The sequence below is a fragment of the Streptomyces sp. HUAS MG91 genome, from assembly GCF_040529335.1.
GTDB classification, from domain to species: domain Bacteria; phylum Actinomycetota; class Actinomycetes; order Streptomycetales; family Streptomycetaceae; genus Streptomyces; species Streptomyces tabacisoli.
The window spans coordinates 3,860,085-3,883,105 of the sequence record NZ_CP159534.1; the positions used below are offsets into that span (position 1 = coordinate 3,860,085).

The 23,021-nt window shown below is 71.8% G+C and carries 22 protein-coding genes and 1 pseudogene; 10 read left to right on the top strand and 13 right to left on the bottom strand.

All coding sequences use genetic code 11. The features are described from left to right. Positions 1-22 precede the first annotated feature (22 nt). The 3 genes from tilS to dacB form a co-directional block, all read right to left on the bottom strand. Positions 23-1,051, bottom strand: a complete 1,029-nt coding sequence (gene tilS, locus ABII15_RS17395) for a tRNA lysidine(34) synthetase TilS (protein WP_353943242.1) — start codon at positions 1,049-1,051, stop codon at positions 23-25. Positions 1,052-1,260: 209 nt separating this feature from the next. Continuing rightward, complete coding sequence (locus ABII15_RS17400; RefSeq protein WP_353943243.1) at positions 1,261-2,418, bottom strand: zinc-dependent metalloprotease; 1,158 nt, start codon at positions 2,416-2,418, stop codon at positions 1,261-1,263. A gap of 77 nt (positions 2,419-2,495) precedes the next feature. Further along, on the bottom strand, positions 2,496-3,962 hold the full coding sequence (dacB, locus tag ABII15_RS17405; protein ID WP_353943244.1) for a D-alanyl-D-alanine carboxypeptidase/D-alanyl-D-alanine-endopeptidase: 1,467 nt from the start codon (positions 3,960-3,962) through the stop codon (positions 2,496-2,498). A gap of 86 nt (positions 3,963-4,048) precedes the next feature. On the opposite strand from dacB, the gene ABII15_RS17410 reads away from it, so the two are divergent. Together ABII15_RS17410 and ABII15_RS17415 are read left to right on the top strand one after the other, a co-directional pair. Next, the gene (locus ABII15_RS17410; RefSeq protein ID WP_351460531.1) at positions 4,049-4,540 is read left to right on the top strand and encodes an inorganic diphosphatase; all 492 of its coding nucleotides are present in this window, start codon (positions 4,049-4,051) and stop codon (positions 4,538-4,540) included. Between the two features lie 151 nt (positions 4,541-4,691). Further along, on the top strand, positions 4,692-6,368 hold the full coding sequence (locus ABII15_RS17415) for a threonine/serine exporter family protein (RefSeq protein ID WP_353943245.1): 1,677 nt from the start codon (positions 4,692-4,694) through the stop codon (positions 6,366-6,368). 179 nt (positions 6,369-6,547) lie between these two features. On the opposite strand, the pseudogene ABII15_RS17420 reads toward ABII15_RS17415, so the two are convergent. Beyond that, positions 6,548-7,171: pseudogene (locus ABII15_RS17420) on the bottom strand (VTT domain-containing protein); the annotation flags it as partial. Between the two features lie 150 nt (positions 7,172-7,321). Continuing rightward, positions 7,322-8,080 carry a MerR family transcriptional regulator gene (locus ABII15_RS17425; protein ID WP_353943246.1) on the bottom strand — a complete coding sequence of 253 codons (759 nt, stop codon included), beginning with the start codon at positions 8,078-8,080 and terminating at the stop codon, positions 7,322-7,324. A gap of 202 nt (positions 8,081-8,282) precedes the next feature. Here ABII15_RS17425 and ABII15_RS17430 point away from each other — a divergent pair, with 202 nt between their 5' ends. Further along, positions 8,283-9,533: an ion channel protein gene (locus tag ABII15_RS17430; RefSeq protein WP_353943247.1), complete on the top strand. Its 1,251-nt coding sequence runs from the start codon at positions 8,283-8,285 to the stop codon at positions 9,531-9,533. Positions 9,534-9,575: 42 nt separating this feature from the next. Continuing rightward, complete coding sequence (locus ABII15_RS17435; RefSeq protein ID WP_353943248.1) at positions 9,576-10,994, top strand: glutamate decarboxylase; 1,419 nt, start codon at positions 9,576-9,578, stop codon at positions 10,992-10,994. Between the two features lie 12 nt (positions 10,995-11,006). Here the strand turns inward: ABII15_RS17435 and ABII15_RS17440 are convergent, their stop codons facing one another. Beyond that, complete coding sequence (locus tag ABII15_RS17440; protein WP_353943249.1) at positions 11,007-11,651, bottom strand: PadR family transcriptional regulator; 645 nt, start codon at positions 11,649-11,651, stop codon at positions 11,007-11,009. 18 nt (positions 11,652-11,669) lie between these two features. Beyond that, positions 11,670-12,200: a DinB family protein gene (locus ABII15_RS17445; RefSeq protein ID WP_353943250.1), complete on the bottom strand. Its 531-nt coding sequence runs from the start codon at positions 12,198-12,200 to the stop codon at positions 11,670-11,672. Between the two features lie 361 nt (positions 12,201-12,561). Between ABII15_RS17445 and ABII15_RS17450 the strand changes: the two genes are divergently transcribed. Next, entirely contained in the window at positions 12,562-12,804 is a 243-nt protein-coding gene (locus ABII15_RS17450; RefSeq protein WP_111662761.1) for a DUF397 domain-containing protein, read from the top strand. A gap of 104 nt (positions 12,805-12,908) precedes the next feature. Here ABII15_RS17450 and ABII15_RS17455 read toward each other — a convergent pair whose 3' ends face one another. Then, entirely contained in the window at positions 12,909-13,409 is a 501-nt protein-coding gene (locus tag ABII15_RS17455; protein WP_353943251.1) for an ATP-binding protein, read from the bottom strand. A 256-nt stretch (positions 13,410-13,665) separates the two neighbouring features. Between ABII15_RS17455 and ABII15_RS17460 the strand changes: the two genes are divergently transcribed. Together ABII15_RS17460 and ABII15_RS17465 are read left to right on the top strand one after the other, a co-directional pair. Beyond that, positions 13,666-14,535, top strand: coding sequence for a helix-turn-helix transcriptional regulator (locus ABII15_RS17460; protein ID WP_353943252.1), 870 nt, complete (start codon positions 13,666-13,668; stop codon positions 14,533-14,535). A 109-nt stretch (positions 14,536-14,644) separates the two neighbouring features. After that, positions 14,645-16,111 (top strand): aldehyde dehydrogenase family protein, encoded by a 1,467-nt coding sequence (locus tag ABII15_RS17465; RefSeq protein ID WP_353943253.1) that lies wholly within the window; start codon positions 14,645-14,647, stop codon positions 16,109-16,111. A 34-nt stretch (positions 16,112-16,145) separates the two neighbouring features. On the opposite strand, the gene ABII15_RS17470 is transcribed toward ABII15_RS17465, so the two are convergent. Continuing rightward, on the bottom strand, positions 16,146-16,415 hold the full coding sequence (locus tag ABII15_RS17470) for a type B 50S ribosomal protein L31 (RefSeq protein WP_351460323.1): 270 nt from the start codon (positions 16,413-16,415) through the stop codon (positions 16,146-16,148). 4 nt (positions 16,416-16,419) lie between these two features. After that, on the bottom strand, positions 16,420-16,584 hold the full coding sequence (gene rpmG / locus ABII15_RS17475) for a 50S ribosomal protein L33 (protein ID WP_353943255.1): 165 nt from the start codon (positions 16,582-16,584) through the stop codon (positions 16,420-16,422). A gap of 115 nt (positions 16,585-16,699) precedes the next feature. On the opposite strand from rpmG, the gene ABII15_RS17480 reads away from it, so the two are divergent. Continuing rightward, positions 16,700-17,188 (top strand): hypothetical protein, encoded by a 489-nt coding sequence (locus ABII15_RS17480; protein WP_353943256.1) that lies wholly within the window; start codon positions 16,700-16,702, stop codon positions 17,186-17,188. Between the two features lie 3 nt (positions 17,189-17,191). Here the strand turns inward: ABII15_RS17480 and ABII15_RS17485 are convergent, their stop codons facing one another. Both ABII15_RS17485 and ABII15_RS17490 read right to left on the bottom strand, forming a co-directional pair. Continuing rightward, on the bottom strand, positions 17,192-19,354 hold the full coding sequence (locus ABII15_RS17485; protein WP_353943257.1) for an FUSC family protein: 2,163 nt from the start codon (positions 19,352-19,354) through the stop codon (positions 17,192-17,194). A 47-nt stretch (positions 19,355-19,401) separates the two neighbouring features. Further along, positions 19,402-19,782 carry a helix-turn-helix domain-containing protein gene (locus ABII15_RS17490; RefSeq protein WP_353943258.1) on the bottom strand — a complete coding sequence of 127 codons (381 nt, stop codon included), beginning with the start codon at positions 19,780-19,782 and terminating at the stop codon, positions 19,402-19,404. A gap of 110 nt (positions 19,783-19,892) precedes the next feature. Between ABII15_RS17490 and ABII15_RS17495 the strand changes: the two genes are divergently transcribed. Then, on the top strand, positions 19,893-20,984 hold the full coding sequence (locus ABII15_RS17495; protein ID WP_353943260.1) for a Gfo/Idh/MocA family oxidoreductase: 1,092 nt from the start codon (positions 19,893-19,895) through the stop codon (positions 20,982-20,984). Between the two features lie 128 nt (positions 20,985-21,112). On the opposite strand, the gene ABII15_RS17500 is transcribed toward ABII15_RS17495, so the two are convergent. After that, entirely contained in the window at positions 21,113-22,252 is a 1,140-nt protein-coding gene (locus ABII15_RS17500; protein ID WP_353943261.1) for a DUF2786 domain-containing protein, read from the bottom strand. 280 nt (positions 22,253-22,532) lie between these two features. On the opposite strand from ABII15_RS17500, the gene ABII15_RS17505 reads away from it, so the two are divergent. Then, positions 22,533-22,916, top strand: coding sequence for a DoxX family protein (locus ABII15_RS17505; protein WP_353943262.1), 384 nt, complete (start codon positions 22,533-22,535; stop codon positions 22,914-22,916). Positions 22,917-23,021 lie beyond the last annotated feature (105 nt).

Sequence of the window (23,021 nt, forward strand, 5' to 3'; positions counted from 1 at the left end):
CGCCGCGACGTGAGCCGCGGTGTCAGCCTTGCCGGATGACCAGTCTGCCACCCTGCCGCTGGGCGACGACTTTGCCCGGGAGATTGATCTCCCCCTGGCCCCGCCATCCGGTGATCAGGCGGTCGACCTCTTCGATGTGCCGGGCGAACAGCGCACCGGCCGGGGCGCCGGCCTCGATGGCGGCCCGGCGCAGGATGCGGCGGCGCACGGCGGGCGGCAGCGCGTAGAGCTTGGCGCATTCGAGGAGTCCGGCGGCGTCGCAGACGGATTCGGCGGCCTGTGCGGCCCAGGCGTCCAGCGCGTCGGCATCGTCGCGGGACAACTGGGCCGTACGGGCGAGCGCCTCGACGACGCCCTTGCCGAGCGCCTTCTCCAGGGCGGGCAGCCCTTCGTGCCGCAGCCGGGATCTCGTATAGGCGGGATCGGTGTTGTGCGGGTCGTCCCAGACCGGCAGGTGCTGGACGAGACAGGCCTTGCGGGCGGTCTGCCGGTCGAGGTGGAGGAAGGGGCGGCGGTACCGGCCGCCCGCCCCGGAGATCGCCGCCATGCCGGACAGGGAGCGGATTCCGGAGCCGCGGGCGAGGCCGAGCAGCACGGTCTCGGCCTGGTCGTCGCGGGTGTGGCCGAGCAGCACCGCGGACGCGCCGAGGCGCTCGGCGGCGGCGTCGAGGGCGGCGTAGCGGGCGTCGCGGGCGGCCGCTTCCGGCCCTCCGCTCCGGCCGACCTGCACGGCGACGGACTCGGCCGGGGCCAGTCCGAGGGCGGTCAGGCGCAGGACGACGTCCTCGGCGCGGGTGTCGGAGCCGGACTGCAGACCGTGGTCGACGGTGATGCCGCCGGCCCGGATGCCGAGTTTGGGGGCCTCGAAGGCGAGGGCGGAGGCGAGCGCCATGGAGTCGGCGCCGCCGGAACAGGCGACGAGGACCAGGGGCCGCTCGGGGGGTGTGGGGGGTGCGGTGGGGGTGGGGGATGCGGGCTGTGCGTTGAGGATGTCGTGGAGGACGCGGCGGACCGCCAGGCGTATCGCCGCGACCGCAGGATGGGGACCCATGTCCGGTTCCCTTCATTCCGTTGTCTAGGGGGGTGGGCGCCAACTCGTGAGCCGTTCACCACGGCTCAGTCGCTCAACGGTGACTCGGTGATTTCGGTCACGCAGAGTGTGTCGATGGTGACAGAGCCGAGCCATTCCCTGAGCATTGCACGCCTGCCCACGGGCCACGGTCCCTCGGATGGGTGATCCTGAGCAATTTTGGGCGTGCCTTACGTGGCGTCGTGGGCGCCGTCTGTCTTGTTGTGCACCCGCGCGACCCAGTCCGCCGGTTTGGCGATCTCCGCCTTGGTCGGGAGCGTGTTCGGTGACGTCCAGACGCGGTTGAAGCCGTCCATGCCGACCTGGTCGACGACGGCGCGTACGAACCGCTCGCCGTCGCGGTACTGGCGCAGCTTGGCGTCGAGGCCGAGGAGCCTGCGCAGGGCCATGTCGAGCCGGGAGGCGCCCTTCTGGCGGCGCTGCTGGAACTTCTCGCGGATCTCGGCCACGGTCGGCACGACGTCCGGGCCGACGCCGTCCATCACGTAGTCCGCGTGCCCTTCGAGCAGGGACATCACGGCGGTGAGACGGGCGAGGACCTCGCGCTGGGCGGGCGACTGGACCAGCTCGACCAGGGAGCGGCCGCCGTCGTCGCGCTCCTCGTCGTCCCCGTCGGTCCGTCCGCCCGCGAGGGACTGCGCGGCTTCCCTGATCCGCTCCAGGAACGTCGACGGGTCGACCTCGGTCTCGTCGAGGAACGACTGGATCTCGCCCTCCAGGTGGTCGCGCAGCCAGGGCACGGCGGTGAACTGGGTGCGGTGGGTCTCCTCGTGGAGGCAGACCCAGAGCCTGAAGTCGTGCGGGTCGACGTCGAGTTCGCGCTCCACGTGGACGATGTTCGGCGCGACGAGCAGGAGCCTGCCGCCGCCGTTCGGCGCGGCCGGGAGGTCGCTGGTGGCGGGGGCGAAGGTCTCGTACTGGCCGAGCACGCGGGAGGACAGGAACGACAGCAGCATGCCCAGCTCGACGCCGGTGACCTTGCCGCCGACCGCGCCGAGGACGGCGCCGCCGGGGCCGGGGCCGCGGCGCTCCTGCATCTTGTCGAGCAGCGGCTTGAGGAGTTCGCGGAAGCCGGCGACGTTGGCCTTCACCCAGCCCGGGCGGTCCACCACCAGGACGGGGGTGTCGTGCATGTCGTCGGAGGCCATGCGCGTGTACGCGCGCACGTGCTCCTCCGACGCCTTGGCGTGCCGGCGCAGCTCGGAGACGACGGCGCGCGCCTCGTCACGGCTCACCTCCGGGCCGGGCCGTACGAGTCGGGTCGCCGTCGCCACCGCGAGGTTCCAGTCGACCATTCCTGCCGAAGCCGCACTGCCGAAGCTCGTCATGCGTCAACGGTACGTGACCCTTCGGGTACAGGGAGGGGGTTGAACCCTGACTGAACCCTGACACCCGCTCCTCGCTGTCAGCGGCAGCCGCAGTTGGCGACGGAGGACGCGAGCCGGTCCAGGACGGCCTGGGCGGACTGGGGCCCGGGGGCGCCCTCGGTCATGAACGCGAAGACGAGCAGCCGGCCGTCGGCGTCGACGACGGAGCCGGCCAGGGTGTTCACGCCGGTGAGGGTGCCGGTCTTGGCGCGGACCAGGCCGGTTCCGGAGGCGTCTGCCCGGTCCGCGTAGCGGTGGGCGAGGGTGCCGGTGAAGCCGGCCACGGGCAGGCCGGTGAGCAGGGAGCGCAGTTCGGGGCGGCCGCGGTCGGCGGCCTCGGCGAGCAGGCCGGTGAGGAGCGCGGCGGAGGCCTTGTCGGTGCGGTCCAGGCCGCTGCCGTCGGAGAAGTGGGCGCCGGACAGCGGCAGCCCGAGCGTCTTGAGCTGCTTCTTGATGGCCCGGCCTGCGCCGTCGAAGTCGTGGCTCTCGTCGGCGGCGATCGCGGTCTGCCGGGCGAGGGCCTCGGCGATGTCGTTGTCGCTGTTGGTCAGCATGCGTTCGACGAGCGCCGACAGGGGCGGCGACTCGACCTTCGCGAGGTCCTCGGCCTGCCCGGAGGCCTTGCTGGGGCTCGGGGCGCCCTTGGTCCTGATCCCGCGCTCGTGGAGCAGGTCCGCGAACTTCTGCGCGGCCGACGCCGCGGGGTCGGCGGCGCGCGGCACGGGGCCGCTGTTGGAGTCGTCGGTGCGGGCCTCGTCGGCCATCAGGGCGGAGACCTGGGCGAGGTTGTCGTTGACGCCGATGGGGTGCAGCGAGGGCCCCGAGTACAGCGAGGTGTCGTACGAGAGGGTGACCTCGGTGGTGCCGCGGTCCTTGAGGGAGGCGGCGGTCCGGTCGGCGAGGGTGCCCAGGTCCGCGGCGTCGTAGGGGTTCTTCTCGCGGGCCGTCAGGGTGGGGTCGCCGCCGCCGATCAGGACGAGTTCCTTCGCGTCCTTCTCCAGGGCCGTGCGGGTGGCGATGCGGTGGTCGGGGCCCGCCGCCGTGAGCGCGGCGACCGCGGTGGCCAGCTTCGTGGTGGAGGCGGGGGTGAGGGCGTCGCCCGCCGACTTCCCGTAGAGCCGCTTTCCGGTGACGGCGTCCACGACGGCGGCGGTGCGGCGCGAGCCCAGGGCGGCGTCCTTGAGCAGCGGGTCGAGTACGTCGGCCAGGGCGTGCTCCGTCGGGCCGGGCACCGACGCCCCGGGCGCGGCGAGCACCGCGGGGGCGCTGGGGGCGGCGGACGGGGCCCCCGGGGACGTACGGCCGTGATCTGCACCACCCCGGCTGCCCTGGGAGACCGCCCGGTCCGCCTCGGCCTTACGCTGGCCGGAGGAGTCCCAGGGGCCGGTCGCGACCGCCACCAGGGCGGCGAAGGCCACACCCACCGCCGTCGCTCCCACCGTGAACTGCTTGGTCTTGGTCTTCGCAACGCCCGTCACGAGCTGCGAAGCCTTCAGCTCCGGCACCGCGGACCAGCCCCTTTCGCGATCACACACCTGCGTAGGGGACACTTAACCACCAGACGTTTGTGTTGATCATGGAGGAGCCACCGGTGGAGTTCGACGTCACGATCGAGATTCCGAAGGGATCGCGGAACAAGTACGAGGTCGACCACGAGACCGGTCGCATCCGTCTCGACCGTCGTCTGTTCACCTCGACCGCCTACCCGACGGACTACGGCTTCGTCGAGAACACGCTCGGCGAGGACGGCGACCCGCTGGACGCGCTGGTCATCCTGGACGAGCCGACGTTCCCGGGCTGCCTCATCAAGTGCCGCGCGATCGGCATGTTCCGGATGACGGACGAGGCCGGCGGCGACGACAAGCTGCTGTGCGTCCCCGCGACGGACCCGCGGATGGAGCACCTGCGCGACATCCACCACGTCTCCGAGTTCGACCGCCTGGAGATCCAGCACTTCTTCGAGGTCTACAAGGACCTGGAGCCCGGCAAGTCCGTCGAGGGCGCCGACTGGGTCGGCCGCGTCGAGGCCGAGGCCGAGATCGAGCGTTCGTACAAGCGCGCTCAGGACCAGGGCGGCCACTGATCTGTAGGGCGTAGTGTCCTTACGCTGTCCGCCGGACGGGCCGTACGACATCTGTCGTGCGGCCCGTCCGCGTTTCTGTGCGCATACTGAGGCGTACCGGAGGTAGACGCCTGAAGAGGCGTGATCATCAGAAGGGTGAGAAGGGCACGAGGTGACGGACCGGGAGACCGAGGCCCCCGAGGACCGCAAGCCGCAGTCCGACGAGGCACGCAGCGCGTTCACGCAACCCATCGGGATCGTGGCACCCGCCCCGGTGGTGGAGGAGGAGTCCTCCTCGACGACCTCGGAGTTCGCGCTCCCCGAGGGGTTCAACGCACCGCCCGCCGAGCCGGTCGAGCAGGAGGGGTCGGCGTTCACGCCGCCGCGGACGTACAGCGCCAGGCAGTCGCCGCCGGCCTTCACCCCGGCGCACGGCATTCCGGTGATCCGGCTGACCAAAGAGGCGCCCTGGCAGGACCGGATGCGCACGATGCTGCGGCTGCCGGTCGCCGAGCGGCCCGCGCCGGAGAAGCCGCAGAAGGAGGACGAAGCCGGGCCCGCCGTGCCGCGCGTGCTCGACCTGACGCTGCGTATCGGGGAGCTGCTGCTCGCCGGGGGCGAGGGCGCCGAGGACGTGGAGGCGGCGATGTTCGCCGTGTGCCGGTCCTACGGGCTCGACCGGTGCGAGCCGACGGTGACGTTCACGCTGCTGTCGATCACGTTCCAGCCGTCGCTGGTGGACGACCCGGTGACGGCGTCGCGCACCGTGCGGCGCCGGGGCACCGACTACAACCGGCTCGCGGCCGTGTTCCGGCTGGTCGACGACATCAGCGACACGGACGACGAGGCCGCCCACATCTCCCTGGAGGACGCCTACCGGCGGCTCGCGGAGATCCGCCGCAACCGGCACCCCTACCCGGGCTGGGCGCTCACCGGGGCGAGCGGGCTGCTCGCCGGGTCCGCCTCGATCCTCGTCGGCGGTGACCTCATCGTGTTCGTCGCCGCGGCGATCGGCGCGATGCTGGGCGACCGGCTGGCGTGGCTGTGCGCGGGGCGCGGATTCCCGGAGTTCTACCAGTTCACAGTGGCCGCGATGCCGCCCGCCGCGATCGGCATCCTGCTGACCATGGCCCACAACTACGTGGATGTGCGCGCGTCCGCGGTGATCACCGGTGGGCTGTTCGCGCTGCTGCCCGGGCGGGCGCTGGTGGCCGGTGTGCAGGACGGCCTGACCGGCTTCTACATCACGGCCGCGGCCCGCCTGCTGGAGGTCATGTACTTCTTCGTGGGCATCGTCGTCGGCGTGCTGATCATGCTGTACGTGGGGGTGCAGCTGCACGCGCAGCTCAACCCGGACGCCGCGCTGTCGGGGACCCCGCGGCCCTACTGGCAGATCGCCTCGTCGATGGCTCTGTCACTGGCCTTCGCCGTGCTGTTGCAGCAGGAGCGGTCGACGGTGATCGCCGTGACGCTCAACGGCGGGGTCGCCTGGGTGATCTACGGGGCGATGCACAACGCGGGCGGGATCTCGCCGGTGGCGTCCACCGCCGCCGCGGCGGGGCTCGTCGGGTTGTTCGGGCAGCTGTTCTCGCGGTATCAGTTCGCGTCGGCGCTGCCGTACGTGACCGCCGCGATCGGGCCTCTGTTGCCGGGTTCCGCGACGTACTTCGGGCTGTTGGCCATTGCGCAGAGCGATGTGGACAAGGGGCTGGTGTCGCTGTCGAAGGCCGCCGCGCTTGCCATGGCCATCGCGATCGGGGTGAACCTGGGTGGGGAGATCTCCCGCCTCTTCATCAAGTCGCCCGGCGCCGAGGGGCGGCGTGCCGCCAAGCGCACCCGGGGCTTCTAGCACCGGGTCCGCCGTTGGGCCGTCGTTCGTCTGACGGCCGGTGGCCGCTTCTCGCGCAGTTCCCCGCGCCCCTGAGGCATGCGCTGCGCGCAGCCTCCCCCGCAGGACTAGCGCTTGGCGTGGCGGCCCCGCTGGGCCGACGGCTGGGTCCCGCTCTCGGCACCCGGCACCGGCGGAGCCTTCTTCGCCTTGCTGCGCGCGCGCAGGAACTCGATGGCGATCGGCACCACCGAGACGAGGACGATCAGGATCAGGATCGCCTCGATGTTCTGGTGCACGAAGTCGATGTTGCCGAGCCAGGAGCCGAGCAGGGTCACGCCCGCGCCCCAGAGCACCCCGCCGATCACGTTGAACGTGATGAACGAGCGGTACCGCATCCCCGAGACACCCGCGATGATCGGCGTGAACGTGCGCACGATCGGCACGAAGCGGGCCAGGACCAGGGACTTCGGGCCGTACTTCTCGAAGAACTCGTGCGCCTTCGTCACGTTCTCCTGCTTGAAGATCTTCGAGTCCGGCCGCTTGAACAGCGACGGACCGACCTTCTTGCCGAAGAGGTAGCCGGCCTGGTCACCGAGGATCGCGGCGAGACAGATCAGCGCGATGGCGGCCCAGAGCGGGAAGTCCAGGGTGCCCGCCGTGATCAGCAGACCGCAGGTGAACAGGAGCGAGTCGCCCGGCAGGAAGAAGCCGATCAGCAGGCCGGACTCGGCGAACACGATCAGGAGCAGACCCCAGATGCCGAACGTGTTCAGCAGATGGTCCGGGTCCAGCCAGCTGGGTCCGAGAGCAAGTGTCATCACGGGTCCGGACTCCTGGAGGGATAGAAAGACAACAGCAACGGCTAGGCAAAGTTACCAACGCCGGGTGAGCTTGCCAGGTTCCACCGTCCCCCTCGGGCCGCGCTGTGCCGCAACTGTGGCAATCCTGTCGGTATGGCCGGTGCGGACGGCTCACACGTTGCGCACCGCGTTCGCGTGGATCGCGTCCCGCAGGTGCTCGGCGACCCCCTCGCCCCTCGCGTCGTAGAACGCCTTGAAGCGCTCGTCGGCCACGTACATGTCACCCAGGCACACGTGCATCTCGTACGGGCAGTCGTAGAACCAGCGCGAGATGTGCCGCCGGTGCTCCTCGGCCAGGTCCATGGCGCTCTCGCCCTCGGCGTCCGCGCCGGCGGCGACCAGGGCGGCGTAGCGCGCGCTCCAGTCGTCGACCTCGGCCTGGAGCCGCTTCCAGTCCGCCTTGGTGTACGTGGCGGCGCGGCGCTGCGACTCGGCGTACGCGTCGGTGCCTCCCCAGCGCTCCTCGGCCTCCTCGCGGTGGCGCTCGGGGTCCTTGTCCCCGAAGACCTCGAACCGTTCCTCTGGCGTGAGCCGGATGCCCATCTTCTGTGCCTCCATGGCGTGTTCGACGGCCTCGGCCATCTTCCGCAGTTTCCCGATCCGTGCGACGAGCAGGTCGTGCTGGCGGCGCAGGTGCTCCCGGGGGTCGGTCGCCGGGTCGTCGAGCAGGGCGTGGACCTCGTCGAGGGGGAAGCCGAGTTCCCGGTAGAAGAGGATCCGCTGGAGCCGGTCGAGGTCCTGCTCGCTGTAGCGGCGGTGTCCCGCACGGCTGCGCTCGCTCGGCACGAGCAGGCCGATCTCGTCGTAGTGGTGCAGGGTGCGCACCGTGACCCCGGCGAATCCGGCCACCCGGCCCACCGACCAGCTCATGCGCCGCCCTCTCTCCTGGATGCCCTCCGTGCCGTACGGGGATCAGCCTGGGCCCTCACGTCACGTGAGGTGCAAGTCGTTCCGGCGCGCATCCGGCGAAATCCTTCCGGGTGTTATGTAGGGAATGTCCGCTTAGGGTGACGGCGTGAGCACCAGCGCCGAAGCCCCGACACCAGCGACCCCTCCCCCGGCTCCCCCCGCCGTGTCCGCTCGCACCCTGCTGCCGGTCGTCGGGCCCGCGCTCGTCATCGGCGTCCTGTGCAGCCTGCTGTTCCTGGCCCTGAGCTGGGTCGCCGAGCGCTTGCAGGACGTGCTGTGGGGCGACTTGCCGGACGCGCTGGGCATCGGCGACTACTCGGCCCTGTGGATCATCGTCATGCTCACCCTGACGGGCGTGCTCGTGGGGCTCGTGATCTGGAAGGTCCCCGGACACGCGGGCCCCGACCCGGCGACGATGGGCCTGGGCGGCGAGGCGCCGCTGAAGCTGTCCGTGCTGCCCGGCCTCGCGCTCGCCGCCGCCCTGATGCTGGCCGGCGGGCCCAGCCTCGGCCCCGAGAACCCGATCATCGCGGTCAACGTGGGCCTGATGTTCTGGCTGGGCCGCAGGTTCCTGCCCGCCTCCCCCGCCGCGCTGTGGCCGAACCTGGCCTCGGCGGCGACCATCGGCGCGCTGTTCGGCACCCCGATCGCCGCCGCCCTGCTGGTCTCCGAGGCGCTCGCGGGCCGCCCGCTGCCGCTCAAGGGCTCGCTGTGGGACAACCTCTTCGGGCCGCTGCTCGCCGCCACCGCGGGCGCCCTGACCACCACGCTCGTCGCCTCGCCCTCCTTCGACCTGGGGCTCGCCCGGCTGGCCGAACCGGGCTGGGCCGACCTGCTGTCCGCGATCGTGGTCGCGTGCGCGGCCGCCGCGCTCACCATGGTCGCCGTCTACGCCTTCCCGTACGTGCACGGCGCCTTCGGGCGGCTCGGCCACCCGATGCTGATGCTGCCCGCCGGCGGTCTGGTCCTCGGGCTGCTCGGGGCGCTCGGCGGCCATCTGACCCTGTTCAAGGGGCTCGAAGAGGTCAAGGAGATCGCCGCGGACCCCGACGGCCGCTCGGCCGGCGCGTTCGCCCTGCTGGCCGTGGTGAAGCTGGCGGCGCTGCTGATCGCGGCGTCCTGCGGGTTCCGCGGCGGGCGGATCTTCCCGGCGGTCTTCGTCGGCGCCGCGTTCGGCCTGTTCGCCCACGCGCTGGTGCCCGGGGTGAACGCCTCGGTCGGCATCGCGGCGGGCGTCCTCGGCGTACTGCTCGCCGTCACCAGATCGGGCTGGGTCAGCCTCTTCACGGCGGCGGTCCTCGTCGCCTCGCCCGCGATCATCGCGCTGATGTGCATCGCGTCTTTGCCCGCCTGGCTCCTGGTGACGGGACGGCCGCAGATGCAACTGTCGGAGGAAGGCGCCTCGTTGCGCTGAGCCCGACCCCAACTCCCGGAGCGCACGTAAGGAGTCACGGACATGTCGCCGCTGCATCAGAGTCCTTCGGAGAAGCCCGGCGAGCGCACCCTCGCCGTCAACCCCTTCTACGGCGAGGCGAATCCGACCGCCGGCATGACGGACGCGCCGCCCAAGCACAGGCTGCCCGACAACCCCCTGTCGCCCACGACCGCGTACCAGCTCGTCCATGACGAACTGATGCTGGACGGCAACTCCCGGCTCAACCTGGCCACCTTCGTCACCACGTGGATGGAGCCGCAGGCCGGCGTCCTCATGGCGGAGTGCCGGGACAAGAACATGATCGACAAGGACGAGTACCCGCGCACGGCCGAGCTGGAGCGGCGCTGCGTCGCCATGCTCGCCGACCTGTGGAACGCGCCGGACCCCTCGGCCGCCGTGGGCTGCTCCACCACCGGCTCCAGCGAGGCGTGCATGCTCGCCGGGATGGCCCTCAAGCGGCGCTGGATGAAGAAGAACGCCGACCGCTATCCGTCGCCCGAGGCCCGCCCCAACCTCGTCATGGGCGTGAACGTGCAGGTCTGCTGGGAGAAGTTCTGCAACTTCTGGGAGATCGAGGCGCGGCAGGTGCCGATGGAGGGCGACCGGTTCCACCTCGACCCGGCGGCCGCGGCCGAGCTGTGCGACGAGAACACCATCGGGGTCGTCGGCATCCTCGGCTCGACCTTCGACGGGTCGTACGAGCCGATCGCCGAGCTGTGCGCGGCGCTCGACGACCTCCAGGCGCGGACGGGGCTCGACGTCCCCGTGCACGTGGACGGGGCGTCGGGCGCGATGGTCGCGCCGTTCCTCGACCCGGACCTGGTCTGGGACTTCCGGCTGCCGCGGGTCGCGTCGGTCAACACCTCGGGGCACAAGTACGGCCTGGTGTACCCGGGCGTCGGCTGGGTGCTGTGGCGCTCGGCGGACGCGCTGCCCGACGAGCTCGTGTTCCACGTGAACTACCTGGGCGGCGACATGCCGACGTTCGCGCTGAACTTCTCGCGGCCGGGCGCCCAGGTGGTCGCCCAGTACTACACGTTCCTGCGGCTCGGCCGGGAGGGCTACCGGGCGGTGCAGCAGGCGACCCGCGACGTGGCCCGCGGCCTCGCCGAACGCATCGAGGCCCTCGGCGATTTCCAGCTGCTCACGCGGGGCGACGAACTGCCCGTGTTCGCGTTCACGACGGCCCCCGACGTGAAGGCGTACGACGTGTTCGACGTGTCCCGGCGGCTGCGCGAGCGGGGCTGGCTGGTCCCGGCGTACACCTTCCCCGCGCACCGGGAGGACCTGGCGGTGCTGCGGGTGGTGTGCCGCAACGGCTTCTCGTCCGACCTCGGCGAGCTGTTCGTGCAGGATCTGAACCAGCTGCTGCCCGAACTGCGCTGCCAGCCCCACCCGTTCACCCGGGACCGGGCGTCGGCCACGGGCTTCCACCACTGAGGGCGCGGGCCGCTACAGCCGGTCGCCGGGGTGCCGCTCGCCCGTCGCGTACGGGTTCACCGCACCGTCCTTCAGCACCCCGACGAACGGCTCCCCGGCCTCGCCCGCGAAGACGTACGCCCCGCCCTCGATCCGCCCGATGAGCCCCTCGGTCCACTCCGCGCCGAAGTCCGCGGAGTGGACCCAGTAGTTCATGATCTCGCCGATGTGCCCGAGCTGTGCGGGCCCCTCCTCGGGCGTGTAGTACCCGGTGACGGTGGACCGCCAGGCGCCGATGGAGCGCAGCCGCTCCTTGAGCAGCGACACCACCTCGGCCCGCGGCAGGTCCACCATGCCGCCGAGCGCGGCCACGAGGACGTCGGGCTTCTGGCCGTACGAGACCAGGGCCGCGCGCAGCAGCCGCAGGTACTCCTCGTCACCGTGCCCGGTGATCTCGTACTCGGTGCGCGGCGGACCGCCGGCCGTGGACGGCGCGATCTCGTGCGCGAGGAGCAGTCCCTGCTTCGCCATCTGTTTCAGCGCGTGGTAGACCGAGCCGGGCTTGGCGTTCGACCACTCGTGGGCGCCCCAGTACTCCAGGTCGCTGCGGACCTGGTAGCCGTGCGCACGGCCGTGCTGGCGTACGGCGTTGAGCACCAGGAGGCGGATGGCTGACATGCGCCTCAGCGTAGGACGTCACCGGAAGGACTGGGCCACCAGCTCGAAGGCGGTCTTCCCGTCCAGGCTCTCGCGGATGATGTCGGCGTGTCCGGCGTGCCGGGCGGTCTCCCTGATCAGGTGCAGGCCGAGCCAGCGCAGCGAGACCTCCTGGCCGTCGGGGAACCAGGGCTCGTCCGGCAGCGGGAAGGTGTCGTCGAGGCTGGGGGCCGCGCGGAAGAACTCCTCGGTGCCCGCGGCCACCTCGTCCCAGAAGGCGAGCACCGACTTCACCGTCTCGCCGTCGAGGAGGCGGAACCCGTCCGCGTACTCCTCGCGGCTGCGCTCGGCGCCCGTGCGCCGGGCGAGGTCGATCCAGCCCTTCTCGACCTGGGCCACGTGCTTGGCGAGGCCCACCAGGGACAGGTCGCTCGCGGTCGGCTTCGACGACGCCTGCTCGTCGGTGAGGCCCAGCAGGGCGCGCCGGAGGCCGCCGCGCTGCTCCTCGATGAAGGCCAGGAGCGCCCCGCGCTCGTCGCCACGGGCCTCGGGGTTCACATGCATGACCATCGGGCTGCCTTTCGTCGTGCGCTGCTCTTGCTCGGTACGGACGAAGGTAGACAGGCTCGCGGTCAGGTTCTGTCCTCAACGGTGAACGCGGTCACACGTGTTTCGTGGCGGGAACACTCCGGGCGGACGAGGACGTTCGCATGGCGGGCGGATGCCGGGGCAGACGATGGCATAGCTGTAACCATGGGAACACCGCGCGTGCACGTGCATCTGCCCATGCAGCTGCATATGAACGCAGCTATGATCCAGGGCAGGTCGGGGCAGCTCACCGCTGCCGTGACACCAGTTGACAGACCGCCACGGGACCGGGCGGATCCGTTCACTCATGCGGCATTTACAGCACCACCACCGGGAGCGAACCGTGGACCACGTGTACAACGGCATGGCGGCCACGGAGTTGCACGGAGTGGTCTGGCAGAAGAGCCGGCACAGCAACTCCCAGGGATCCTGTGTGGAGTTCGCGAAACTGCCCGGCGGCCGGGTGGCCGTGCGCAACTCCAACTTCCCCGAGGGGCCCGCGCTCGTCTACACCCCGGCCGAGATCGCGGCGATGCTGCTCGGCGTGAAGGACGGGGAGTTCGACCATCTGGTGGCCGGCGCGTGACGATCCGCGCCGAACACGCCTTCGTACGGCGAGGGTTGGACCGACGCGCGTAGACAACGGACCTGCCGACCACTACCCGTCCGTATGCCGGGACGGGCCCGTCTTCAGAGCCTGAACAGCGCCCAGACGACCTTGCCGCTCAGCCTCCCGGCCAGCGGGTGCCAGCCCCAGCCGTCGCTGAAGGAGCCGACGAGGAAGAGGCCGCGGCCCGACTCCGCGGAGAAGTCGTCCACGACGTCCTCGCGGTCCCCGATCTCCGGGCTGTCGTCGCTCGGGTCGCGCACCGCGCACACCACCCGCGAGGTCCAGCGCATCAGGTGCAGCCGCACCGGCGGGTCCTGGCCGTGCGGGGCGTCCGCCGGCAGGGCATGCCGCAGGGCGTTGGTGACCAGTTCGGAGACGACCAGACAGATGTCGTCGAAGCGCTCGGCCACGTCCCAGTCGGACAGCGTGCGGCGGGTGAACTCCCGGGCGCTGCGCACCGCTTCGTACCGGGCCGGCAGCGCGCAGGACGCGGCGCTGGAGACGGCCGAGGGATCGATGGGGGGAAGACCCTGCCGTAACACGTCGGCAGACTCGAGCATGGTCGATCCGTTCGTCCCCATGCGAGGCACTCCCCAGTTTCGCAGTACGTAGCGAGCGGTGGTGACGGCCATCGTTCCGAATGCGTACACCGGATGCAAGGGCAGATGCACGTGCACGCGCCAGACTTGGACGTTCCCGTACCGCTTCTTGCTCATTTCTCCCTACGACTTCTTGCGCAGCCCTTTCGTGATCTTTCCGTTTCTGTAACCAAGCGAGTACGCGGCGGAGCGTTTAAGTGGCAGACTTCGCTCCCTGAACCAATGGGGAGGAAGAGACGTGACCGCTGGGGAGTCGAGCGGCTCGGTGGTGCGGCGCATTCTGCTGGGCTCACAACTGAGGCGCCTGAGGGAATCGCGTGGCATCACGAGGGAGGCCGCCGGCTACTCGATCCGCGCCTCCGAATCGAAGATCAGCCGCTTGGAGTTGGGACGGGTGAGCTTCAAGGCGAGGGATGTCGAGGACCTGCTGACGCTCTACGGCGTGACCGACGGGACCGAGCGCGAGGCCCTGCTCTCGCTCGTCAAGGAGGCCAACGTCGCGGGCTGGTGGCACAGTTACTCGGACGTGCTGCCAGGCTGGTTCCAGACCTATGTCGGTCTGGAGGGCGCCGCGTCGCTGATCCGCGGGTACGAGGCCCAGTTCGTGCACGGCCTGCTCCAGACCGAGGCGTACGCGCACGCGGTGGTGGCCCAGGGCATGCGCGGCGCGTCCGCCGAGGACATCGACCGGCGGGTCTCGCTGCGCCTCGCGCGGCAGAAGGTCCTGGTCGCCGAGAGCGCGCCGCACGTCAGCCTGGTGCTCGACGAGGCCGCGCTGCGCCGGGTGCACGGCGGGCCCGAGGTGATGCGCGGACAGCTGGAGCATCTGATCGAGGCGGCCGAACTGCCGCATCTCACGCTCCAGATCATGCCGTTCAGCCACGGCTGGCACGCGGGCGAGTCGGGCACCTTCACCCTGCTCACCTTCCCCGAGTCCGACCTCTCGGACGTCGTCTTCCTCGAACAGCTCACCAGCGCGCTCTATCTGGACAAGCGCGAGGACGTCACCCAGTACGAGAAGGCGATGGTGGATCTGCAGGCGCAGTGCCCGTCGCCGGAGGAGAGCGCGCGGCTGCTGCGCCGCGTTCTGGCCGAACTGCCGGACTGAATTCGCTTAACTCCAACAGCAGTTGATCGAACCCTTGCGTCAACCGGGCACCTCCGGTCGTACGATGACGGAATCTCAGGTGTCCGGCGCTGCAGCAAGGGAACTCACCATGGCCCTCCCGTCCTACTTCACCGAACTGGACCGCCAGTACATCGACGGCGAATGGCGCACCGGGCGGGGCGCGTGGGACATCATCGACCTCAACCCGTACACCGGTGACAAGCTCGCCGCGATCACCGTCGCCTCGGTGGAGGAGATCGACGAGGCGTACCGGGCCGCCGAGCGGGCGCAGAAGGAGTGGGCGAAGACCACCGCGCACGCGCGCCGGGCGGTCTTCGAGCGGGCGCTGCACCTGGTCGAGGAGCGCGAGCCGGAGATCGCCGAGGCGATCATCGACGAGCTCGGCGGCACCCGTGTGAAGGCCGGGTTCGAGCTGCACCTCGCCAAGGAGTTCCTGCGCGAGTCGATCCGGCTGACGGGCCTGCCGCAGGGCGAGGTGATCCCGTCACCGGTGGACGGCAAGGAGAACCGGCTCTACCGCGTGCCGGTCGGGGTCGTCGGCGTCATCTCGCCGTTCAACTTCCCCTTCCTGCTCTCCCTGAAGTCGGTGGCCCCCGCCCTGGCGCTGGGCAACGGCGTGGTCCTCAAGCCGCACCAGGACACCCCCGTCTGCGGCGGCTCGCTGATCGCGAAGATCTTCGAGGACGCGGGACTGCCGGCCGGGCTGCTCAACGTGGTCATCACCGACATCGCCGAGATAGGCGACACGCTCCTGACCCACCCGGTGCCGAAGGTGATCTCCTTCACCGGCTCGGACAAGATCGGGCAGCACGTGGCGACGGTGTGCGCCGCGCAGTTCAAGTACGTGGTCCTGGAGCTGGGCGGGAACAGCGCGCTGACGGTCCTCGACGACGCCGACATCGACTACGCCGTCAACGCGGCCGTGTTCAGCCGCTTCGTCCACCAGGGCCAGGTCTGCATGGCCGCCAACCGGATCCTCGTGGACCGCAGGGTCGAGGAGGAGTTCACCCGGAAGTTCGTCGCCAAGGTCAAGACCCTGAAGGCGGGCGACCCGCGCGACCCGGAGACCGTGATCGGCCCGGTCATCAGCTCCAACCAGGCGGACGCGCTCTCCGGCGTCGTGGAGCAGGCGCTCGCCGAGGGCGCGACGGCGCTGGTGCGCGGCGGCGTCGAGGGCAATGTCATCGAGCCGGTGGTGCTGACCGGGCTGCCCGCCGACTCCCCCGTGCTGCGGCAGGAAATCTTCGGGCCGGTGGCGCTGCTGATCCCGTTCGACGGGGACGCGGAGGCGGTGCGGATCGCCAACGACACCCCGTACGGGCTGAGCGGGGCCGTGCACACGGCCGATGTCGAGCGGGGCGTGGCGTTCGCCCAGCAGATCGACACGGGCATGATCCACGTCAACGACGGGACCGTGCACGACGAGCCGCTCGTGGCGTTCGGCGGCGAGAAGCGCTCGGGCATCGGGCGGCTCAACGGCAGCGCGACGGTCGAGGCCTTCACCACCCAGAAGTGGATCTCGGTGCAGCACGGCAGGTCCCGCTTCCCCTTCTAGTCCACGGGGACGCGCGGGACCCGCCGCTCGCCGCTCACCTGCCGGACTTCGCGGCGCCGGACGTCCTCGCGTACCGGCGCTCGAAGCGCTCGACGCGTCCGGCGGTGTCCAGCACGCGCTGGTTACCGGTGTAGAAGGGGTGGCTGACGTCGGAGATCTCGACGTCGACGACGGGATACGTGTGCCCGTCCGCCCACTCGACCGTCTTCTCGCTCGTCATGGTCGAGCGGGTCAGGAAGGCGTGGTTCGCGGCACGGTCGCGGAAGACGACCGGGCCGTAGGCGGGGTGGATCGCGGTGTTCATGCGGTCAGCGCTCCTCTCGGAAGTCGACGTGCCGGCCCACGACGGGGTCGTACTTGCGCAGGGTCATGCGGTCGGGGTCGTTGCGCCGGTTCTTGCGGGTGACGTAGGTGAAGCCCGTGCCCTCGGTGGACTTGAGCCTGATCACTGGACGGAGTTCGTTGCGAGCCATGCCGGCATTTTAACGAAAACGACTCCCATTTTCAATAGGTGCTTCCGCGACTCCTTGACCCCTGGTAACTTGCTGGCTCGACTCGTCGGTAACCGCAGTGACACTGGGGGACTTTGTGCACAGCAGGAACGTACGGATCGCCGTCGGGGCCGCGGCCGCGGTGGCGGCGCTGGCCGTGAGCGGCTGCAGCGGCGGCGACGACGGCTCGGACCAGGGGGCCGCGGGACCCTCGTCGTCCGCGACGCCGGACGCGGGGTCGTCGGACAGCCCGTCCGGCTCCGGGTCCGGCTCGGGGTCCTCGAAGGACGCCGTGGGCATCTGGAGCGCGACCACGGACGGCAAGCCGGTGGTGCTGGTGATCGGTGGGCAGCAGGTGACGCTGAGCACGGGCGACGGGCATCTGTGCACCGGCACCCTGGCCGGCAGGAAGACGCTGAGCCTGCGGTGCGCGGACGGCGACACCGACCGCACCGCGGGCACGATCGAGTCCAGCGACGACTCGACGATGACGGTCGCGTGGAAGGCCGGGGCGCGGGACACCTTCAAGAAGTCGACGAACGGCCAGTTGCCGACGGACCTGCCGACCGGTCTGCCGACGGGCTGAGGGTCAGTCGTCCGGCCCGGGCTTGACCGACATGGGCGGCTCGTCGGTGTCCAGGGCCTCGGTCACCTCGTCCAGGGCCTCCAGGAGCAGGCCCCCGCCCCGGCGCACGACCCGGTCGGGGACGCCGTCGCCGTCCCAGGCGTCGAGGGCCTCGCGGACCGGTTTCCAGCGCGGGACGCGGCGTTCCCTGATGGCGCGGGCGCCGTCGCGGGTCGCCGTGCGCAGCGCCTCGGCCAGCTCCTCGGCTGCGGGCACCGGGGTGGCGTCGCGCTCCGGGAGGTGGGCCTCCATCAGCATCGCGACGCGGCCCAGGTGGTGCAGGGCGTGCGCGGCGTCATCGGCGGCCGCGCGGGACAGGCCGCGGTGGCGTACGGGTTCGGTCCTGGCCCGGGTGGCCGCCAGGTCCCAGGCGATGTGGGCGTCCCGGGCGGCCAGCAGGGCGGCGCGCACGTCGGGGCAGGACTTGCCCGCCGGGTGGGCGTAGTGGCCGACGACCGTGGCCGCGTACTCGCCGACCGCGATCAGCCGCTCGGCGAGCCGGTTGCGCAGCCGCGGGGTCTCCCAGGCCGGGTACAGGGCGTAGGAGAGCATCGCGAGGATCCCGCCGGCGAGGGTGAGCACGACGCGTTCGGGCACCGTCTGGTCCCAGGTCTGGCCGCCCATGCCGAGCAGGAAGACGACGTACGCGGAGACGCAGGCCTGCGCCGCGAGCTGTCCGGTGCGCATCAGCAGGTACATCAGGGCCGCGCACACGACGGCGAGCGCGGCGGAGGTCCAGGTGCCCGGGTGGGCGAGCTGGACGACGGCCGTCGCCACGGTCACGCCGACGAGGGTGCCGCCGAACCGGGCGACCGCGCGCGAGTACGTCTGCGAGAAGTCGGGGCGCATCACCATGACGGCCGCCATCGGGGCCCAGTAGCCGTGGCCGAACGGCAGGGCGTTGCCGATCAGGTAGCCGACCACCGCGACGGCGCTCACGCGGGTGGCGTGACGCAGGATCGGTGAGCCGGGGCGGGCCTCCTTCCTGATGGCCCGTACGGCGGTGGGGACCAGCTTCAGGAGGGTGGGGCGGGGCAGGGCCGGCGGCGGCTCGGCGACGGGTCCCGGAGCGGTGGTGCCGCGCGCGCCGAGGTGGCCGGGCAGCCGGGCCGGGAGCCGGTGCCAGAGGGGTTCCACCGGGTCGACCTCGCCCGCGGTCTCCAGTACGTCCCTCAGGAGCGAGCCGAGCCGGGTGGCCGCGCGGTGCGGCGGTCCGGCCAGGATGGCGCCGGTGTCGGGGGTGCGCAGGGCGGCGACGGCCGGGGCCGGGACGCGGACCGGGGCGCCGGTACGGATGGCGCGGGCCGCGGCGTCGAGGATCGATCCGGCGGCGGCGAGGAGTTCGCGGACCCGGTCGCGCTCGACGCCCTCCTCGGGAACGCCGACGGCCGGGTCGGCGAGGGAGGCGAGGACCGGGCGGATCCGCTCGGCCAGGCCCCGGGCGCCGTGCAGCTGGGCGGGGCGGTTGCGGGCCTGGCGCGGGGTGAGCGCGGCGGCGCTGCGCGCGAGCATCAGCGGCTGCGGGTCGAACGGCGCGAGCGGGTCGTGGCGCAGCCGGCGCGCGTAGTCGGCCTCGGCGGCGAGCGCGTCGGCCAGCGCGTCGCGGTGCGCTCCCCAGCGGCGTACGGGGAAGAGGACCACCAGGGTGGCCTGGACGAGGCCGCCGAAGACCATCATCGCGGCGTGCCCGGCGGCCTCGCCGATCGAGGTCGGCAGGGTGATGGTGACCAGCATCATCGCCACGTTGGAGGAGGCGATGATGCCGATGGTCGGGCCCGCCGCCCAGCCCAGGCCCGCCAGGAACGTCCACAGCGCCAGCAGCGGCACGAACAGGAACAGGTGGGAGCCGGTGAGGTAGCCGAGGAACGTGGAGATGCCGAGGCTGGTGCCGGAGGCGATGGCCAGCTCGGGGCGGGGCCGCCAGCTGCGCTGGAACGTGGCGATCGCGGCCTGGAACGCGCCGAACGCCGAGCCCGCCGCCACCGCGGGCCCGAACGCCGCCAGGCTGATGGCGACGACGATCGCGAGCCCCGCGGCGCCGCGCAGGGCGATCAGGGGTTCCAGTCGTTTCCGCTCGACGGTCAGCCCCGAGCGGGTGGTGTCCTTCAGCGCCCGGAACCAGCTCATATCGCCACAATACGGGCAATCGGTCCCGGGAAGTCGGCGGGCCCCCGTCAGCCGCGCTCGTCGCGGAGCACCAGGGCGAGCAGCCCCGGGAAGCGCGCGTCGAACTCCTCGCGGCGCAGCCGGTTCAGCCGGCGGGCGCCCGCGTCCTTCTGCTCCAGCAGGCCCGCCTCGCGCAGCACGGCGAAGTGGCGGCTGAGAGTGGCCTTGGTGACCGGCACGTCGAAGGTGCCGCAGGTCCGCTCCCAGGGGCCGGACGCGGCGAGCTCGCGCACGAGGGTGCGGCGGACCGGGTCGGCCAGGGCGAGCAGGGCGGCTTCCAGGGTGACGTCCCGGGGGTGGATGTGGGCGGGAGCGGCGCGATGGCCCGTCCCGGCGGTGACCTTGCCCGTCGCGTCCGTCACGCCCGTCGCGTCCTCGGTGGCCGTCATGGTGTGCGCTCCCGATCTTGCGGAGTGTTCGACGCCGTGCGTACACTCACGACATCCAGTGTTCGTCGTACGTCGAACACTCTATCCGTTGTCCGCTGAAGGAGTCAGCCGTGCCGTCGTCCTCTCGGTCCCCCATCGGCGTGGGCATCGTCGGTCTCTCCGCCCGGCGCGGCTGGGCCTCCCACGCCCATCTGCCCGCACTGCGGCTGCTCGACGGCTTCGAGGTGCGGGCGCTCTCCGCGAGCAGCGCCGAGTCCGCGCGGCAGGCCGCCGAGAAGCACGGGGTGGCACGGGCCTACGGCAGCGCGGCGGAGCTGGCCGCGGCCGACGAGGTCGACCTCGTCGTGGTCACCGTGAAGGTGCCGGACCACCGGGAGATCGTCCGGGCCGCGCTCGGGGCCGGGAAGGCGGTGCTCTCCGAGTGGCCGCTGGGCACCGGCCCCGCCGAGGCCGAGGAGCTGGCGTCGCTCGCCGCCGGGCGCGGGCTGCGCACCTTCACCGGGCTCCAGGCGCGCTCGGCGCCGCTGGTGCGGCATCTGCGCGACCTGATCGCGGACGGTTACGTCGGCGAGGTGCTCTCCACCAGCATGGTGGCCTCCGCGCGGGGCTGGGGGGCGTCGGTCCACGAGGGCGGGGCCTATCTGCTCGACCGTGCCTCGGGGGCGAACATGCTGACGATCCCGTTCGGGCACACCCTCGACGCGCTGACCGCGGTGCTCGGTGACGTCGAGGAGGTCAGCGCGGTGACCGCCACGCGGCGCCGGACGGTCGAGGGCCCGGCCGGGGAGATCCACCGGCCGGACGTCGCCGACCAGGTGGTGCTGGGCGGGGTGCTGTCCTCCGGGGCGGTGGCCTCGGTGCACTTCCGGGGCGGTCTGTCGCGCGGGACGAACTTCCGCTGGGAGATCAACGGTACGGAGGGCGATCTCGTCGTCACCGGTGACCACGGGCACCTCCAGATGGGCGAGTACACCCTCGCCGGGGCTCGCGGCGCGGACACCGCGCTGGCGCCGCTCACCGTTCCCGAGCACTACTTCGACCCCGCGCTGGAGACGCTGCGCGGCACCGACGCGTACAACGTCGGGGCGGCCTATGCGCAGATCCGGCGCGACCTGGTGGACGGTACCCATGGGGCCCCGGACTTCGCCCACGCGGCCCGCCATCACCGCCTCCTGCACCGGATCGAGCGCGCGGCCGCCTGACCGTCGCCGGGTGCGCGTCGCGCCCCTGAAGGCCGCAGGCCTTCAGGGGCGCGGGGAACTGCGCGAGAAGAGGCCACCGGCCCGCGGACGAACGACAACCCAAGGGCGCGGGCCGGCCGACGTACGGCTCAGGCCCGCGAGGAATCCGGCAGCGCCGGATCGTCGGGGCGGAGCCGGGCCCGATCGGCCGCGGCACCCCCTTCGTCCCACCCCGCCCCGTCGGACACCCCGCGAACCCGGGTCACCACGGTCTCCGGAAACATCTCCTCGGCCCGCCCCGCGACAGCGACGTCCCGCGCCACGAGCACCGGCAGAAGCTCCCCCTCCCCACCGGCCACCTCCCCGGCGACGGCGGCCAGCCGATCCCCGATGCGCTGCGCGTACGCCGCCAGAAACGACTGCCGGAACGTCTTCGTACGCCGCCTCCCCCCGGCCCGCTGCCCGGCCTCGGCCCGCGTCATCGCCCGGTCGGCCTGCACGAGCAGCGACGTGTACAGCAGCTCCACGACCTCCAGATCGGCTTCGAACCCGACCACGGTGGAGAACCCGAACGCGCTGTTCCACACGGCCCGGCACCGGTTCGCCCCCGCCACCGCGTCGAGCAGCACCGCCTTCGCGGTCTCGTAGGGCGCGTCGACACCGATCCGGCACGCGCCCGGGGTGTCCTTGGCGTGCGTACGGGCGGCGAGCAGGGCGTCGTCGACCGAGTGCCGCGCCATCAGTTCCTGCGCCTTGGCGGTGAGCGCCTCGGCCTCCGGCGGATAGCCGGTGGCCTCCGCCTTGGCCAGCAGGGCCCGGATCCGGGCGAGCGTGCGCGGCTCACCGGCGACGGGCACGGTGACGGCCGCGCCCGGCACCGGGCCGACCGGTTCGATCGCGGGGAGCCGCAGCAGCAGCCGGTACAGCTCCAGGGCCGCGGTCGCGGCGGAGAAACGGTCCTGGCGCCCGCCCTCGTCCGGCTCGGGCAACTCTGCGAGCTGGCCCGCCCAGCGCGCCGGAAGCGTGTCGTAGCGCCGCGTCTCGGCCCGGATCAGCCGGACGGCGAGCGCCATGTGCTCGGCGCCGAGCCCTTCGTCCCGTACGACCATGCGCAGCACATCGGCGGGCTGCCACCCCCGCTCCCAAGCACGGCGCACGAACTCGCGCCCGCGCTGGGCGAGTTCGGCGTCGGCGGCCGGGTCGGCGGCGAGCAGGGACGCGCCGAGGTCCAGGTCGCCCGTGTCGTACAGGGCGGCCGCGAAGGCCCGTTCGACGGTGCTGTCGCTCATCGCGGGTTCGCCTCGTCCCGGGCGGCGCGAGCGCCGGCGGCGGGCCGGACGGTCCGGGTGACGACGGGTACGGCAGGTCCGGAGGTGGTTGCCTCCGTGTGCCCGACTGACATGAAAGTGCCTCCTTATGCGCAGCCGTCCGCGCCGAGACGATGGTCTCAGTGATCGCGAGGTCGCACGGCGCCCGGCCCCGCGCCGCGGTGATGTCACACGCGGGGACGCTGTCTCGTCCATGGGATCGCAGACGAACCCGACGCACCCGACGCACAAGGAGCGGACGATGAACCTCGCACTGTGGATCACCGCGGGCCTGCTGGCCGCGGTCGCGCTGACCGGCGGTGTCACCAAGGCGTTCGTACCGAAGGAGAAGATCGCCGCGGCGCACGGCGGCGGCTGGACGGCCGGGGTCGGCGCCGGTTTCGTGAAGGGCCTCGGCGTTCTGGAGCTGCTGGCCGCGGCCGGACTGGTCCTGCCCGCCGCGCTCGGCGTCGCGCCGGTCCTGGTACCGGTGACGGCCGCCTGCTGGATCGCCCTGATGATCGGCGCGATGATCACGCACGGGCGGCTCGGCGAGTACCCGCTCGTCGCGCTGAACGTCGTCTATCTCGCCCTCGCGGCCTTCGTCGCCTGGGGCAGGTTCGGTCCCGGGTCCTTCACGGGCTGAGCCGGGGCGGGCATGATCGTGCGCGTGTTCCTGGCGGACGGCGGCGGACCCGCCGGGCGGCTCCTGGTGGCGCGTTTCGTGCGGCGGGGGCCCGGGGAACCGCGC